This window comes from Robertmurraya sp. (genome assembly GCF_036676585.1).
Lineage (GTDB): Bacteria > Bacillota > Bacilli > Bacillales > Cytobacillaceae > Robertmurraya_A.
Window position 1 is genome coordinate 1 of the sequence record NZ_JAKFCQ010000039.1, and the last position, 13,839, is coordinate 13,839.

Annotated in this window: 14 protein-coding genes; 13 read left to right on the plus strand and 1 reads right to left on the minus strand. The window is 38.4% G+C overall.

The genetic code is table 11. The features are described from left to right. From ACGLXV_RS04560 to ACGLXV_RS04570, 3 genes are all read left to right on the plus strand, one after another. Nucleotides 1-654 (plus strand): DUF2935 domain-containing protein (locus ACGLXV_RS04560; RefSeq protein WP_391557694.1); only part of this gene is annotated, 654 nt, incomplete at its 5' end. Between the two features lie 286 nt (nucleotides 655-940). Next, nucleotides 941-2,257, plus strand: a complete 1,317-nt coding sequence (locus tag ACGLXV_RS04565) for a hemolysin family protein (RefSeq protein ID WP_391557695.1) — start codon at nucleotides 941-943, stop codon at nucleotides 2,255-2,257. Nucleotides 2,258-2,520: 263 nt separating this feature from the next. Beyond that, nucleotides 2,521-3,852: an MATE family efflux transporter gene (locus ACGLXV_RS04570; protein WP_391557696.1), complete on the plus strand. Its 1,332-nt coding sequence runs from the start codon at nucleotides 2,521-2,523 to the stop codon at nucleotides 3,850-3,852. A 95-nt stretch (nucleotides 3,853-3,947) separates the two neighbouring features. On the opposite strand, the gene ACGLXV_RS04575 is transcribed toward ACGLXV_RS04570, so the two are convergent. After that, nucleotides 3,948-4,967, minus strand: a complete 1,020-nt coding sequence (locus tag ACGLXV_RS04575; protein ID WP_391557697.1) for a metal ABC transporter solute-binding protein, Zn/Mn family — start codon at nucleotides 4,965-4,967, stop codon at nucleotides 3,948-3,950. 256 nt (nucleotides 4,968-5,223) lie between these two features. On the opposite strand from ACGLXV_RS04575, the gene ACGLXV_RS04580 reads away from it, so the two are divergent. The 10 genes from ACGLXV_RS04580 (at nucleotide 5,224) to ACGLXV_RS04625 (ending at nucleotide 13,823) form a co-directional block, all read left to right on the plus strand. Beyond that, nucleotides 5,224-6,384 carry a Rossmann-fold NAD(P)-binding domain-containing protein gene (locus ACGLXV_RS04580; protein WP_391557698.1) on the plus strand — a complete coding sequence of 387 codons (1,161 nt, stop codon included), beginning with the start codon at nucleotides 5,224-5,226 and terminating at the stop codon, nucleotides 6,382-6,384. Between the two features lie 47 nt (nucleotides 6,385-6,431). Further along, nucleotides 6,432-7,628: a GTP-binding protein gene (locus ACGLXV_RS04585; protein ID WP_391557699.1), complete on the plus strand. Its 1,197-nt coding sequence runs from the start codon at nucleotides 6,432-6,434 to the stop codon at nucleotides 7,626-7,628. A 176-nt stretch (nucleotides 7,629-7,804) separates the two neighbouring features. Then, nucleotides 7,805-8,059 carry a type B 50S ribosomal protein L31 gene (locus tag ACGLXV_RS04590; RefSeq protein WP_391557700.1) on the plus strand — a complete coding sequence of 85 codons (255 nt, stop codon included), beginning with the start codon at nucleotides 7,805-7,807 and terminating at the stop codon, nucleotides 8,057-8,059. A gap of 40 nt (nucleotides 8,060-8,099) precedes the next feature. Continuing rightward, entirely contained in the window at nucleotides 8,100-8,369 is a 270-nt protein-coding gene (gene rpsN, locus ACGLXV_RS04595; protein WP_391557701.1) for a 30S ribosomal protein S14, read from the plus strand. A gap of 20 nt (nucleotides 8,370-8,389) precedes the next feature. Then, a complete protein-coding gene (locus ACGLXV_RS04600) occupies nucleotides 8,390-8,746 on the plus strand; it encodes a hypothetical protein (protein ID WP_391557702.1) in 357 nt (118 codons plus the stop codon). Between the two features lie 176 nt (nucleotides 8,747-8,922). Beyond that, on the plus strand, nucleotides 8,923-10,476 hold the full coding sequence (gene nikA / locus ACGLXV_RS04605) for a nickel ABC transporter substrate-binding protein (protein ID WP_391557703.1): 1,554 nt from the start codon (nucleotides 8,923-8,925) through the stop codon (nucleotides 10,474-10,476). After that, on the plus strand, nucleotides 10,476-11,420 hold the full coding sequence (nikB, locus tag ACGLXV_RS04610; protein ID WP_391557704.1) for a nickel ABC transporter permease: 945 nt from the start codon (nucleotides 10,476-10,478) through the stop codon (nucleotides 11,418-11,420). Before nikA ends, nikB begins: the two co-directional genes overlap by 1 nt. Next, entirely contained in the window at nucleotides 11,420-12,268 is an 849-nt protein-coding gene (gene nikC, locus ACGLXV_RS04615; protein ID WP_391557705.1) for a nickel transporter permease, read from the plus strand. The genes nikB and nikC overlap by 1 nt, the downstream gene beginning before the upstream one ends. Then, complete coding sequence (locus ACGLXV_RS04620; protein ID WP_391557706.1) at nucleotides 12,265-13,065, plus strand: ABC transporter ATP-binding protein; 801 nt, start codon at nucleotides 12,265-12,267, stop codon at nucleotides 13,063-13,065. Before nikC ends, ACGLXV_RS04620 begins: the two co-directional genes overlap by 4 nt. Continuing rightward, nucleotides 13,062-13,823 (plus strand): ABC transporter ATP-binding protein, encoded by a 762-nt coding sequence (locus ACGLXV_RS04625; protein WP_391557707.1) that lies wholly within the window; start codon nucleotides 13,062-13,064, stop codon nucleotides 13,821-13,823. Before ACGLXV_RS04620 ends, ACGLXV_RS04625 begins: the two co-directional genes overlap by 4 nt. The last annotated feature ends 16 nt before the right edge of the window (nucleotides 13,824-13,839 follow it).

A 13,839-nucleotide genomic window follows, 5' to 3' on the forward strand; every position in this document is an offset into this window, starting at 1 on the left:
ACTCTTTTCGAACGAATTGAGGAAAAGTTGGCAAGGTTCACTGTAAATACGGATATACGCCAAATTCAAGCTTTTAACAATGAGGTTTATCAAGCAGCTGTTGCGATTTGGAGTTACAAAAGAAAGGTATTAGGATTAACTTTAAGATGTGAAATTCGAACAAATAACTTTCCGTTGTTAGTTGACCATGTTAGCCGAGAAGCTGCTTATTTTGCTAACCGATTAAAAGAACTTAATGAAGGAAAACTTGCCCCCCAACCTGACTCGATTATCCAAGAAAACTTGTTCTTTTTAAAAATTATGGCTGACCATGCGAAATTTATCGGACATCTATTAGATCCTTCTGAAAGAAAGCTAGTGGACCAAGCGAGAGAATTTAGTCATGATTTTGATCAACTGGTTTTTCAGGCAGTGGATTTGGACTCTATGCGTCCTCAATCTGAAACGGTTCCCATTTTGGACCAATTCTTAGATCAAAACAAAGTTTCCGTAACCTCATTAAGAGATTTTAAGAAAACAGCAAGAGACTTAATAGAGGCCTGCCGTATTAAGAGTAATATTCATCCACTTCTTGCTGATCATACATTTAGAGAAGCAGAAAGATTTTTAGAAATTATAGATTTATTTGAGGCTCATCTCACAGGACGCAAGTAATACATTCGTTTACTACGAAACACTATGATGGAGGCTATGCAATCTCACGAAGGCCAAACAGCTATAAAAAGGTGGTAGAATGGTTGAAATTCTACCACCTTATTTTTTAATGCCGTAATAATTTCGTATCATTTGCAAAACTGAACACCTTTTAACTACCCAGAGTAAGAACTGGATATAAAGTATGAATCAATAATAATATGAGTCTTATTTAATATGATATAATTATTGCTATTAGGTACAAACCTAAAATTTTCATATTATTAAAGGAACGGTGAAGATTTCTTTGGACAGTAGTATTTGGGCTTCCATATTAATTGTTTTAATCCTTATTGTAGCAAACGGTGTATTTGCTATGACGGAAATTTCTATTGTAACCTCCAAGAAGAACAGGCTTGAAAAACTAAAAGCAGAAGGCGACTCGCGGGCAGGTTACGCTTTAAAATTAGCCGAAAACCCTAACCAATTATTGTCAACTATTCAAATTGGGATTACGTTAATTGGTGTTATTACGGGGGCATATGGTGGTGCCACAATAGCTGGGCAGTTAGCTGTCTATGTTAAACAAGTTGAGGTACTTGCGCCTTTTAGTAACGAGTTGAGTTTTGCAGTAGTTGTCGGCCTTTCCACTTATCTATCATTAATTATCGGTGAGTTAGTTCCGAAAAGGATTGGAATGGGAAACCCTGAGAAAGTGGCTTGTTTAGTTGCTAAACCAATGTTCTATTTTTCTAAAATTGGAAAACCTGTTATTTGGTTTTTAAGTAAATCTACAGAAGTAGTACTGAAATTATTAAGAATAAAACCAAACGATGAACCTGATGTAACAGAAGAAGAAATTACCCAATTAATTGAACAAGGTGTCTATAGTGGAGTTTTAGACGAAATTGAGCAGGATCTTGTTGAGCAAATTTTTCATTTGGGAGACAAACATCTAGGGAACATCTTAACTCCAAGAACAAAGCTTGTTTGGATTGATATAGAAGACTCATTTGAAGAAAATATAAAAATAATGACAGAAAGTTCGTATTCGAAGTTTCCTGTTGGGCAAGGAAGTTTAGATAATTTTCGGGGAATCATTCATACAAAAGATGTTTTCTCTAAAGTCATGCAGAAGAAAGAATTTAAATTAGTAGATTGTATTGAAAAAACGCTTGTACTTCCTGAATCTATGAAAGTATTCCAAGCACTAGAAAGTTTAAAAAAGGCTGGCCAACATCATGCAATGGTCATAGATGAATATGGTGGAATTGAAGGGATGGTTACTCTTCATGACATTTTAGAAAATATAGTCGGTGACATGCCTGAAGAAGATGAGACTGAACCTCAAATTATTGAAAGAAATGAAACTTCATGGTTAGCAGATGGACTTGTTTCATTTGATGCGTTTATAAGATATTTTGATTTAGAAGATATACCAATCCAGTCGAGTAGCAAAACCTTTCACACTTTAGGCGGTTTTATTACGAATCAAATTGGGGATATACCTTCTGTCAAAGATATTGTACAAGTCAAGGATTTGCAGTTAGAAGTAGTAGACATGGATCAGTATAGAGTAGATAAAGTAATGATTTCAAAGGTGGAAGTTAAAGAGATCGTATAATAATTTTCAAATAAACATGGTTATGAATTTATTCCCTCTATTGTTAGACAGGAATGGCAAAGGTTGCCCAGTCTAGAATAGAGGGTTTCTTTTTAACAACGACTTTTAGCTATCTATTATTACGCATTTTTTTCATAATAAAGCTTACAATTAAAACTAATATTATAGAACCACTAATGATCATCTACTTAACCATATTCATTAGAATAGAAAGAATGTGATTAACCCTCTGTCAAGAATAGGTCATAAAAGGAGTCTTTAAAATGGGGGAAAGTGCCGAACAAATTAAAACCACTAAACAAAAACTTTCTATCATTATTGCGCTAGCTGTACCAGCAATGATAGAAAATATATTACAAACGATCGTTGGTTTTGTTGATACGCTATTTGTTGCAAAGTTAGGCTTGAATGAAGTAACGGCAGTAGGTGTAGCGAATGCCGTCCTAGCTGTATATATGGCGATCTTTATGGCGATAGGGGTAGGAACTTCATCCCTTATTGCTAGAAGCATTGGGGCCGGAGACATTACTAAGGCGAAATTGATTGCTAGACAATCGACGATTATATCAGGAATGATTGGATTGTTGTTTGGTTTGATTTCGCTATTTTTTAGCGAACCATTACTGCGTATGATGGGAGCTGAATCACAAGTATTAGTCGATGGTGTGACATACTTTCGAATAGTTGGGGTACCATCCATCTTTATTTCACTGATGTTTACCTTTGGGAGTATTCTTAGAGCTTCTGGAGACACGAAAACCCCAATGAAAGTTAGTTGGTGGATTAACATTGTCCATATTGGCCTGGATTACCTATTCATTTTTGGTTTCTTTGGAATGGAAGGGTTAGGGGTTGCGGGGGCAGCCTGGGCAACAGTCATTGTTCGTATCATTGGGACCATTGCGCTGTTTATTTATATAAGACGGTCACAAGTATCATTTTTATTATTTACAGAGGGTTCAAAAGAGGAATCTCTGTCCATTTTAAAGTTATCTACCCCAACTGCGTTAGAGCGAATAATTATGAGATTTGGACAGGTGCTTTATTTCGGCTTAATCCTTAAGATAGGAGCCGACACATATGCGGCCCATTCCATCGCGGGAAATATAGAAACTCTTTCATACATGCCTGGTTACGGTCTGGCTATAGCAGCAACTACTTTGGTGGGGCAAAGCATTGGGGGTAATAGATTTAAAGAAGCCTATCAGTACGGGATGCTTACCACAGGAATGGCTGTTATCTTTATGTCTTTTATAGGCCTCCTTTTATTCTTCTTATCTCCTTGGTTTGCCACTTGGTTTACGACAGATAAAAATGCGATTGATATGGTAGTAACAGCTTTAAGGATTGACGCTTTTGCGCAACCTGCATTAGCTGTGGGCTTAGTGTTGGCAGGTGCCCTACAAGGAGTAGGAGACACAAAAAGCCCGATGTACAGCACAGCAATAGGAATGTGGGTTTTTCGAGTGTTAGGAGTTTATTTCTTAGGTATACAATTAGAATTGGGTATTACAGGTATTTGGATTTCAATTGCAATAGACTTATATGTTCGAGCGATATACTTATTTTATAAATTTAAAAAAATGCATAAGTAAGAAGAGCCGAAGATCCCTTATGGATCAACGGCTTTTTTTGATGTAATCGTGAAAAAAATGTAACCAGTATTACTAATAGCAGGGGACTGATTAAATTAATTAAGTGCTTGCTTTAAAGCTTCAATATTTTTTTTCATAATAACAAAGTAATCTTCCGAATTCTCAATATTCTCATCTGTAATGGACTCAAGATTATGCAGTGTGAGAGCTTCTGTGCCTGTTTCATTTTTTACAATCTCAGCCACTTTATTCTCCAAATTCTGTTCGAAAAAGATATACTTTAGGTCATTTTCTTTAACCAGGTCAATTATATTGGATAATTGTTTTTGTGAAGGTTCGTCAGTTGGAGATAGACCACTGATCCCAATTTGCTTTAATCCATAAGCATCTTCCCAATATCCATAAGCAGAATGGGAAACAATAAAAGTTTTGGTTTTTGAACTATCTACCATATTATTAAATTCTGAATCCAAGTCTTCTAGTTCGGTTTTTAAAGCAGAGAAATTATCCTCGAACTCCTGTTTTCGTGCAGGTTTTAATTCCACTAGAGCATTTTTAATGTTTTCTGCAATAACAATAGCTCGTTCGGGATCCAACCATACATGAGGGTCCTGGTCAGAAGTATGTTCTTCATGTTCTTCATGTTCTTCTGCGGTTTCTTCGCTATGATTTTCCTCATCGTGTTCTTCATGTGTTGTTTCTTCGGCTTCTTCGTTATGTTCTTCCCTTTCTAGTGCACCTATAAATGAGACGTTCTCAGTGCCGTTGACAATGATTACATCTTCCTTCTCGAGTGAATCAATGACGGCATCTGCAAATCCTTCTACACCAGTTCCTGTATAAATGAAGGCATCGCTTTCTGCAACATCTACCATTGTTTTTGTCGTAACTTCGACACTATGCGCATCTGCACCAGGAGGTACTAAATTTTCTGTTGAAACATAATCTCCTCCGATTCTCTCGGTAAAATATTGCATCGGATAAATAGTTGTATAGATTTTGAGTTTGTCACTCGTGTTCTCACCATCACTTTCTGTTTGAGTGGCACTGTTACAAGCTGCCAATGTGAATACAATCATTAGAACAGCCATAAGTGAAAATGTTTTTTTCTTCAAGTTTATTCTCTCCCTTTTAAAATAAAGATCTCTCTAACTTAATAGGAATAATTTCGATTTACGTCGATTATAATAGTAATCATTACGATTTGCAATGTAAATATTTTTAGCAAAACAGCTCATAAAATATAGCTCGGGAAAATAAATCAAATGGCTAGGAACTTTTTCTAGATACAAAAAAGAGGACTTGTAATTATTTATTATTTTGTTTAGAATGTAAATCGTAATAATTACGATTAAAATAGGAGGTACATAAATGTTTGATTGGTTAGTTATTGGGGGAGGGATTCATGGCTGTACGATCTCAACCTATCTAATTAAACATAGGAAAGTTCAAAGTGAGAAACTATGTATAATTGATCCGCATTCCGAGCCGATGGCCAGATGGAAACGAAATACGGCAAGAATATCCATGCAATATCTACGTTCTCCGTCCGTTCATCACATTGATGTCCATCCTTTTAGTTTGCAGCATTTTGGCAAAATAGCCGAAGAACATAACCCATTTTATGGTATGTATAAACGCCCGTCGCTCCAATTATTTAATGAACATAGTGATAAAGTAATATTCGAAACAAACTTAACAAATAGTTGGCATAGAGGTTTAGTTACAAATGTTCAAAAAGTAATGGACTTTTGGGAAGTGACTACCGAAAAAGGAGAAATAATCAGGTCGAAAAATGTAATCATTGCTATTAGTGTGAATGAGCAACTATTGATACCTGATGGGGCAGAAGAACTTGCTGTCGAGTCTCCAAATCGAGTACACCATATATTTGATGATAATCTTGGTGATCTAACGGAGATGAGAGCACCAATTGCTATTATTGGTGGAGGGATTACTGCAGCACATCTTGCCATTAAAATGGCAAAAGAATACCCAGGGGAAGTGACTTTGATAAAACGTCATCCATTTCGGCTACACGACTTTGATAGTGATCCTGGGTGGTTAGGATTAAAACGACAGGGACCATATCGCAAGGTGAAAGATTATACCATTCGTCGAGAACAAATTAAAGAAGCTAGATTAAAAGGTTCCGTTCCTAGGGATGTACTACATAAAATAAAGAGATTAGAGATCGAGCATAAGCTACGAGTTGTTGACGGTGAGGTAAACTCTTATATTACCGAACAGGAGTATCTAAGGCTTAACGTAAACTCTCTTTCAATTAAAGTTCGAAATGTATTACTAGCAACAGGTTTTTTACCAACAAGACCTGGAGAATGGGTAGAAAAACTGATTGAAGCAGAAAATTTAAGTTGTGCGAATTGTGGCTACCCAATTGTAAATAAAGACCTCGAGTGGTGTCCTCATTTGTATGTCATGGGGCCGTTAGCAGAATTAGAGATAGGTCCAATTGCTAGAAATGTTTCTGGTGCTAGACAGGCAGCCGAGAGAATTGTGAGTAGTTTATAGAATTTAAATCGTAATGATTCCTAAAAATAAACACAAAGGGAGAGAAGATGATGAGAAAGGTACCAGTAACTGTTTTAAGTGGGTATTTAGGTTCGGGGAAGACGACATTATTAAATCATGTATTACAAAACAAAGAAAATTTAAAGGTTGCTGTCATTGTTAACGATATGAGTGAAGTAAATATTGATGCCTCGATGGTGAAAAAAGGTGGGTTTAGCCGTACAGATGAAAAGCTCGTTGAAATGCAGAATGGCTGTATTTGCTGTACACTGCGCGAGGATTTAATAGTGGAAGTGGAGCGACTTGTTAAAGCAGGAGACATTGATTACATCTTGATTGAATCATCGGGTATCTCTGAGCCTGTGCCAGTTGCGCAAACGTTTAGTTATTTTGATGAAGACCTGGGAATCAACCTGTCTGAGTATTGTCAACTTGATACGATGGTGACAGTGGTGGATGCGAATCGTTTTTGGCATGATTTTGCTTCAGGAGAAAGTCTTCTTGATAGAAAACAGGCCAATGACGAAACAGATTCACGGGAAGTGGTCGATCTTCTTATTGACCAGATAGAATTTGCGAATGTTCTAATTTTAAATAAAATTGATTTAGTCGATCGAGAAAGTATTGAGGAACTCAAAGCTGTGCTTCAAAAATTAAATCCTGAAGCGAACATTGTTGAAAGTGCACATTCGGTTGTTGCTTTATCGAACATCTTAAATACTGGACTTTTTAATTTTGACAAAGCCAGTCAAGCGGCTGGTTGGATTAAGGAATTAAATGAAGAGCATACACCAGAGACAGAGGAGTACGGAATCTCTTCCTTTGTCTATCGTAGAAGAAAGCCGTTCCATCCAGAAAGATGGAAGCAATGGTTAGAAAACTGGCCCGTAGAGATTGTACGCGCAAAGGGGTTCTTCTGGTTAGCGACTCGAAACAATATGACAGGTTTACTCTCGCAGGCTGGTCCCTCAATTATCTTTCAAGGAGCAGGAGAATGGATTGCTGCAGCTTCTCAAGAAGAACAAGCTAGAATTCTGGAGGAGGAACCAGAATTACGGGAACGTTGGGATGAGGAGTATGGTGACCGAATGAATGAACTGGTTTTTATCGGCATAGATTTTAACAAAGAAGAACTGATAGACAGTTTAGATGCCTGTTTATTAACAGAAGAGGAAATGGTTCAGGATTGGAACAAGCTAAGTGATCCACTGCCACCTTTTTATGTAGAAGAAGTAACGGTGTGAGGGAGATTTATGACTCGTTGGGTATCAAATAGGAGGTTCCAGAGGTCATAAAGTGAAAGTTATGACGTCTGGTGCATGGGAAAAGCAAGAGCAGAGGTCATAAAGAGAGTGTTATGACTTCCGGAGCGCGAAAAAGGAAGAGCATTTGTCATAAAAAATAATCTGAGGTGAAAAAAATGAAACCCAATACACATCCTAGTTACGATAAAGTAGTTTTTATGGACGTAAACAGTGGCTATAAATTTTTAACAGGTTCGACAAAGAAATCGAAGGAAATGATTGAATGGGAGGATGGAAAGACGTATCCCCTACTAAAAGTAGAAGTTAGCTCGGACACTCATCCATTTTACACAGGCAAGCAGAAGTTTGCGGATAAAGGGGGAAGAGTGGACCGTTTCCTTCAAAAATACAATATGAAGGATAAAAAATAAATCGTAATGATTTTGTTTATCATAGAGGAGGCAATCAAATATGGCAAAGAAGTCTAAAGTGGCAAAAGAGCTTAAGAGACAAAAGTTAGTGGAACAATACGCAGATATTAGAAGGGAACTAAAAGAAAAAGGGGATTATGAAGCATTGAGTAAGCTTCCACGTGATTCAGCACCATCCCGCCTTCACAATCGCTGTTTAGTGACCGGTAGACCAAGAGGATATTTAAGAAAATTTAAGATGTCACGGATTGCCTTTCGTGAACTTGCCCATAAAGGACAGATCCCTGGTGTAAAGAAATCGAGCTGGTAAGAGAAAGAAGGGTTTGGGCCATGAATGAAAAATTGATGGAGGTTTTTGTAAGAAATATTGTAGCCTCCTTGCCAAGGAATAGGAGAAAGCTGTACCAATTTATTGAAGGAATAGAAGATTCTCTTGCTCAGCAATCTGATACAAGAGAACAATTCCTAGCACTTCTTAGGGAACATTCACCACATCATCAAGCTGCCAAACGATTTAATATGTCAGTAGAGGAAACGGTAAGGTTTATGCATGACATTGAAGATGAAATTAGTGAAAAGCTTGAAAAAAAACTTAATAATTATACTTGGATTGATTTTACCGAACAATTACATGGTGACCAAGTTGAGACAAATAGAACAGTACAGTATTTCTTTGTTAACTCTTAGTTTGAATGGCTGATTTCAAAGGGAAATCAGCCTATTACTTATTTATTCACAATGAAAATAAAGGAAATATTTTAATAAATTCCTAGTTTTTCATTGTCAAATCGTAATCATTTCGATATAATGCAAATCATAATGATTACGATTATTAAATATATATTACGGAGAAGGAGATTAAAATGATTACCAATTCCCATAAATACATAGGAGTTAGCTTCCTAAAATTGGCTATCTTTTTGATATGTGTCACTTTGTTAAGTGCTTGTACAAAATCTTCAGATAGTAATGGAGCAGAAAACTCAAAAGGCAAGAACATTAGTTTTCTATATAATTTCTCGACTAACTCTCTTGATCCTCATGTTGATTCAAGCTACGTTCCATTAAGAGCAGGGATAACGGAAACATTAGTCCGACTAGACGAAGAAAATTTAACGATTGCCCCATGGCTAGCAGAAAGCTGGGAAGGGGAGGATGGACAACATTGGACGATTCATCTTCGTACAGATGTCACTTTCCATAATGGTAAAAAGATGGATGCGGAAGCAGTGAAAGCCTCACTCGAACGAGCACTGCAGGAGAGTGTGGCCATTCAAAATGCTTTAAAAATAGATTCGATTGAAGCGGAAGGTTATACGTTAAAAATCTCTACTAAAGAGGTTTTTCCAGAATTTGTTTCTGAACTCGTGAATCCCAATGTCTCCATCATCGATGTAACAGAAAAGGATATTGTTAATAAACCAATCGGTACAGGGCCATTTGCTCTTGAATCCTTTACACCAGGAAGCAAGCTTGAGGTAAAGCGCTATGATGAGTATTGGGATGGAGCTTCTAATCTTGATTCTGTGACATTTGCTTTTAATGAGGATGCAAATGCTCGTTCCCTTGCTTTGAAGTCTGGACAAGTGGATATTGTGTATCGTCCAGAGGTAGAAAGTTTAGAGTCGTTACGTGATAAAGAGGGAATCAAGGTGGAATCCACATCCACCTTCCGTGTGCATCAAATGACGATGAATATGGAACGTAAAAGTTTACAGGATGTGAATGTACGTCGTGCGGTTGATGCATTGATTGACCGCCAAAAGATTGTAGATACCATTCTTCTAGGATATGGGGAACCCGCAGTTGGACCGTTTTTACCATCCTTACCATTTGCTCCATCGTATGAGAAAAGCGAATCGGCAACAGCTGTTAAGTATTTAGAGGACGCAGGATATTCACTTGTAGATGGAAAAATGCAAAAAGATGGAGAACCACTAACCTTTACCTTATTAACCTATAGTGCGAGAGCAGACTTACCATTAATTGCTCAAGTCTTCCAATCAGATGCGAAACGAATTGGAATTGACGTGGAAATTCGCCAAATCGATACCCCTGAGGAATACATGGCGTCAAACCGTGATTGGGATTTAGCCACCTATAGTAATTTAACAGCTCCACGTGGGGATGCAGGCTACTACTTAAATGCCACCTATCACCCAACGGGCGCTCTTAACTTTAGTGGGGCAGAAGAGCCTGAACTGACGGCGATCATTGATCAACTGAATCAAACCGTCAGTCAAGAAGAACGAGCGGCACTTGCGGAGCAAGCGGCGGACTATGTCCATAACAATGTCATCAATTCCTTTGTTTTGCACCCGTCTACCATTGTTGCTTATGACGAAAACAAAGTGAAAAATTGGGTAACGACACGAAGTGAATACTATATGATCACAAACGAGTTGGATGTGAAGTAATGATCCAAATCATCACAAGGAAATTCTTTGAAGTATTAGTTTTTGTACTATTTATTACATTTGTTAGCTTTTTGTTTGTTCGAATGGCACCTGGCGATCCTGTATTGACGATTTTGAATGTGGATGAGCTATCCGTTAGTCAGGAGCAAGTAGAAGCGCTAAGAGAGGATATGGGGTTTAACAAACCATTAATCGTTCAATATGGATTATGGCTAATGAATTTTATTCAGTTTGATTTTGGGTTGTCCTATGCTACAGGGCAACCCGTATTGGATATGATTCTCATGGGGTTACCTGCCACCATCGAATTATCGGTTGGAGCATTGTTCGTCATGTTACTGGTATCCATCCCTCTAGGCTCCTTGTCTGCTCTTTATCGAAATAGCTGGATCGATCAAATCAGTAGAGTCTTATCCATTCTAGGTGCGGCTATTCCAAGTTTTTGGCTTGGTCTCATATTTATTGATCTATTCGGTGCGCGTCTAAATATCCTTCCGACCATGGGAAGAGATGGGTTGATCTCATTGATCTTGCCATCATTGACCCTAGGTCTGGCTATTTCAAGTGTGTACGTGCGTTTGCTTCGTTCTAGTTTACTAGATTCTCTTAGCCAAGAATTTATTAGAGCAGCTAGAGCTCGTGGATTATCAGAAACGCGAATTTTCTTCGCACATGCCCTTAGACACAGTCTCCCTCCAGTTATCACCGTATTTGGTGTGAGTTTAGGTAGCTTAATTGGTGGTGTTGTGGTGATTGAAGTGTTATTTGCGTATCCAGGGATAGGAAAGCTCGTTGTTGATGCGATTCGCCAACGTGATTATCCGCTTATTCAAGGATATATATTAATCATGGCCATCATTGTTTTTATAGTAAATACTTGTGTAGATCTATCCTACCGCTATTTAAATCCAGAAATGAAACTAAAAGAAAGGGAGACTAAGTAATGACTGGGTTGTCAATACGTTTGCCGAGGGCAAAAAAACATAGATTCCAAGCGGTAACAGCCTTATTATGTGTAGTCTTTTTTTCGGCAGTATTCATTTATACGTTTCTATATTTACGGCATGATCCAACCTTAACCGATCTTGATAGACGTCTTCTTGGGATGAGTTTGCAGCATCCACTTGGAACCGATCAACTCGGTCGGGATGTGATTACGAGGTTATTATTAGGTGGTCAACAAACCCTAGGGTTTAGCTTGCTAGCATTGATTGTTGCCCTTTTCATTGGAGTTCCTTTTGGATTGATTTCAGGATATAAACGAGGGCTCATTGACCGGGTGTTTATGAGAATAGGAGACGCATTTTTAGCTTTTCCAGATACCATTGTGGCCATTGTTCTTAGTGGGTTACTAGGGCCTGGAATCGGTAATCTAGTATTAGCAATCGTAATGGTGAAATGGGTGAGTTATGCCCGTCTGGTCCGCAGTACCGTATTAGCGGAATCCCAAAAAGATTATGTGTTGATCGCTCGAATCAACGGACTTTCTTCAAGAAAAATTATGCGTAAGCATTTGCTTCCACATGTCGTAGGACATGTTCTTGTTCTCGCAAGTCTTGACCTTGGGAAAATTATTTTGCTTATTTCTGCCTTTTCCTATATTGGACTGGGTGCGCAGCCTCCCATGCCTGAATGGGGAGCCATGTTAAATGACTCACGACCTTATTTTCAATCTAGACCAGAATTAATGATCTATCCTGGTTTAGCGATTGTAAGTGTTGTGTTACTAACCAATATGCTGGGCGATTATTTACGGGATCGTTTTGATGTAAAGAAAGAGGTACGGCAATGATATTATCACTGGAGCAAGTATCAATTGGCACTAGAGAAAAGAAAATTGTTGATCATGTATCGCTTTCCATTCGTGAAGGAGAGTGGTATGCATTAGTGGGACAAAGCGGAAGTGGAAAAAGCTTACTCTCACAGGCCATTGGACGTATGCTTTTACCTAATTTACAGGTAGAGGGAAAAATACTTTTTAAAGATCAAGATTTACTATCCTTATCACCCAAAGAAATGAGGGCGATCCGGGGCCAAAAGCTTGCGTATATTTTTCAAGATTATCAAGGATCTTTTACCCCTTTTCGAACCATCGGTCAGCATTTTGGGGAGTACCTGAAGGCTCACGGGAATCGTGATTCGAAAAGCAGGAAAGCGAAGACAATCGAAGCACTAGAATCGGTTGGCTTAGATGAAGCGTTATACAATAGATATCCTTTTCAGTTAAGTGGGGGACAGCTCCAGCGCGTTTCAATTGCGTTGGCCCTTTTATTGTCGCCTGATTTGATTATCGCTGATGAAATTACAACGGCTCTTGACAGTGTATCCGGGCACCGAGTCTTAGAATTACTTGCCAAAAGACAGAAGGAAACAGGATGTACGATTTTGTTCATTACTCATGATTGGCGTCATGTGAGACGCTATGCTTCACGATTAGCGGTCATGAAGGAAGGGAAAATCGTAGAATCAGGTGGAAAGCATCGAATCCTAGACCATCCGCAACATGAATATACGAAACAGTTAATACAAGCAGCACCGATCTTACAACGAGGGCTTCCATCAGGGTTAGAGGAGGTGGGAAGTGTATGAATTTACTTTCAGTGGAAAATCTAATGAAAACATTTCCTGGAGGAAAAACGGCAGTAAACAACCTTTCCTTTCAACTCAACAAGGGAGAATGTCTCGGCCTAGTCGGTGAAAGCGGCTGTGGCAAAAGTACATTGGCTCGGTGCCTACTGAGGATTGAATCAGTAGATAGCGGCTCTATTTATTTAAATGATATAGCCATAGAGAAACTGAACGAGCGTCAGTTATACCCTCATCGAAAAAAAATACAAATCGTATTTCAAAACCCAACAGCCGCTTTAAATCCAAAGCTGAAAATAAAAGATTCCATCATGGAACCTTACGAACAGTATAGGAAAGAACTGACCCTTAGCCATTTTTCGTATACATCAAGGGACGCATTCATCCAACAGCTTCTCGAAGCGGTTGAACTACCGTCAAATGTAGCGAATCAATATCCTCATGAGCTAAGTGGCGGGCAACGCCAACGTGTGACGATTGCCCGTTCGATCAGTATTGAGCCGGAGTTGATCGTCCTTGATGAGCCGACCGCAAGTCTGGATGTCATTTCCCAGGGGGCAGTGCTCACTCTTTTAACAGAACTTCGGGAAACATTACATCTTTCTTACTTGTTTATCTCACATGACCTAGCTGCAGTTAAGCAAATGAGCCAAAGAATTATGGTAATGAAAGATGGTAGGATCGTCGATAAGTTCAACCGAGAACATCTATTTAGTACGGATCGCCATCCTTATACAAAAGAACTAATATCAATTTTTTAATAGGATTAAAATTAGT

Bases quoted from the DNA above. Each gene is read 5' to 3' on its own strand.
- ACGLXV_RS04570 (WP_391557696.1), top strand. From the start codon at position 2,521: ATGGGGGAAAGTGCCGAACAAATTAAAACCACTAAACAAAAACTTTCT.
- ACGLXV_RS04580 (WP_391557698.1), top strand. From the start codon at position 5,224: ATGTTTGATTGGTTAGTTATTGGGGGAGGGATTCATGGCTGTACGATC.
- ACGLXV_RS04585 (WP_391557699.1), top strand. From the start codon at position 6,432: ATGATGAGAAAGGTACCAGTAACTGTTTTAAGTGGGTATTTAGGTTCG.
- ACGLXV_RS04590 (WP_391557700.1), top strand. From the start codon at position 7,805: ATGAAACCCAATACACATCCTAGTTACGATAAAGTAGTTTTTATGGAC.
- rpsN (WP_391557701.1), top strand. From the start codon at position 8,100: ATGGCAAAGAAGTCTAAAGTGGCAAAAGAGCTTAAGAGACAAAAGTTA.
- ACGLXV_RS04600 (WP_391557702.1), top strand. From the start codon at position 8,390: ATGAATGAAAAATTGATGGAGGTTTTTGTAAGAAATATTGTAGCCTCC.
- nikA (WP_391557703.1), top strand. From the start codon at position 8,923: ATGATTACCAATTCCCATAAATACATAGGAGTTAGCTTCCTAAAATTG.
- nikB (WP_391557704.1), top strand. From the start codon at position 10,476: ATGATCCAAATCATCACAAGGAAATTCTTTGAAGTATTAGTTTTTGTA.
- nikC (WP_391557705.1), top strand. From the start codon at position 11,420: ATGACTGGGTTGTCAATACGTTTGCCGAGGGCAAAAAAACATAGATTC.
- ACGLXV_RS04620 (WP_391557706.1), top strand. From the start codon at position 12,265: ATGATATTATCACTGGAGCAAGTATCAATTGGCACTAGAGAAAAGAAA.
- ACGLXV_RS04625 (WP_391557707.1), top strand. From the start codon at position 13,062: ATGAATTTACTTTCAGTGGAAAATCTAATGAAAACATTTCCTGGAGGA.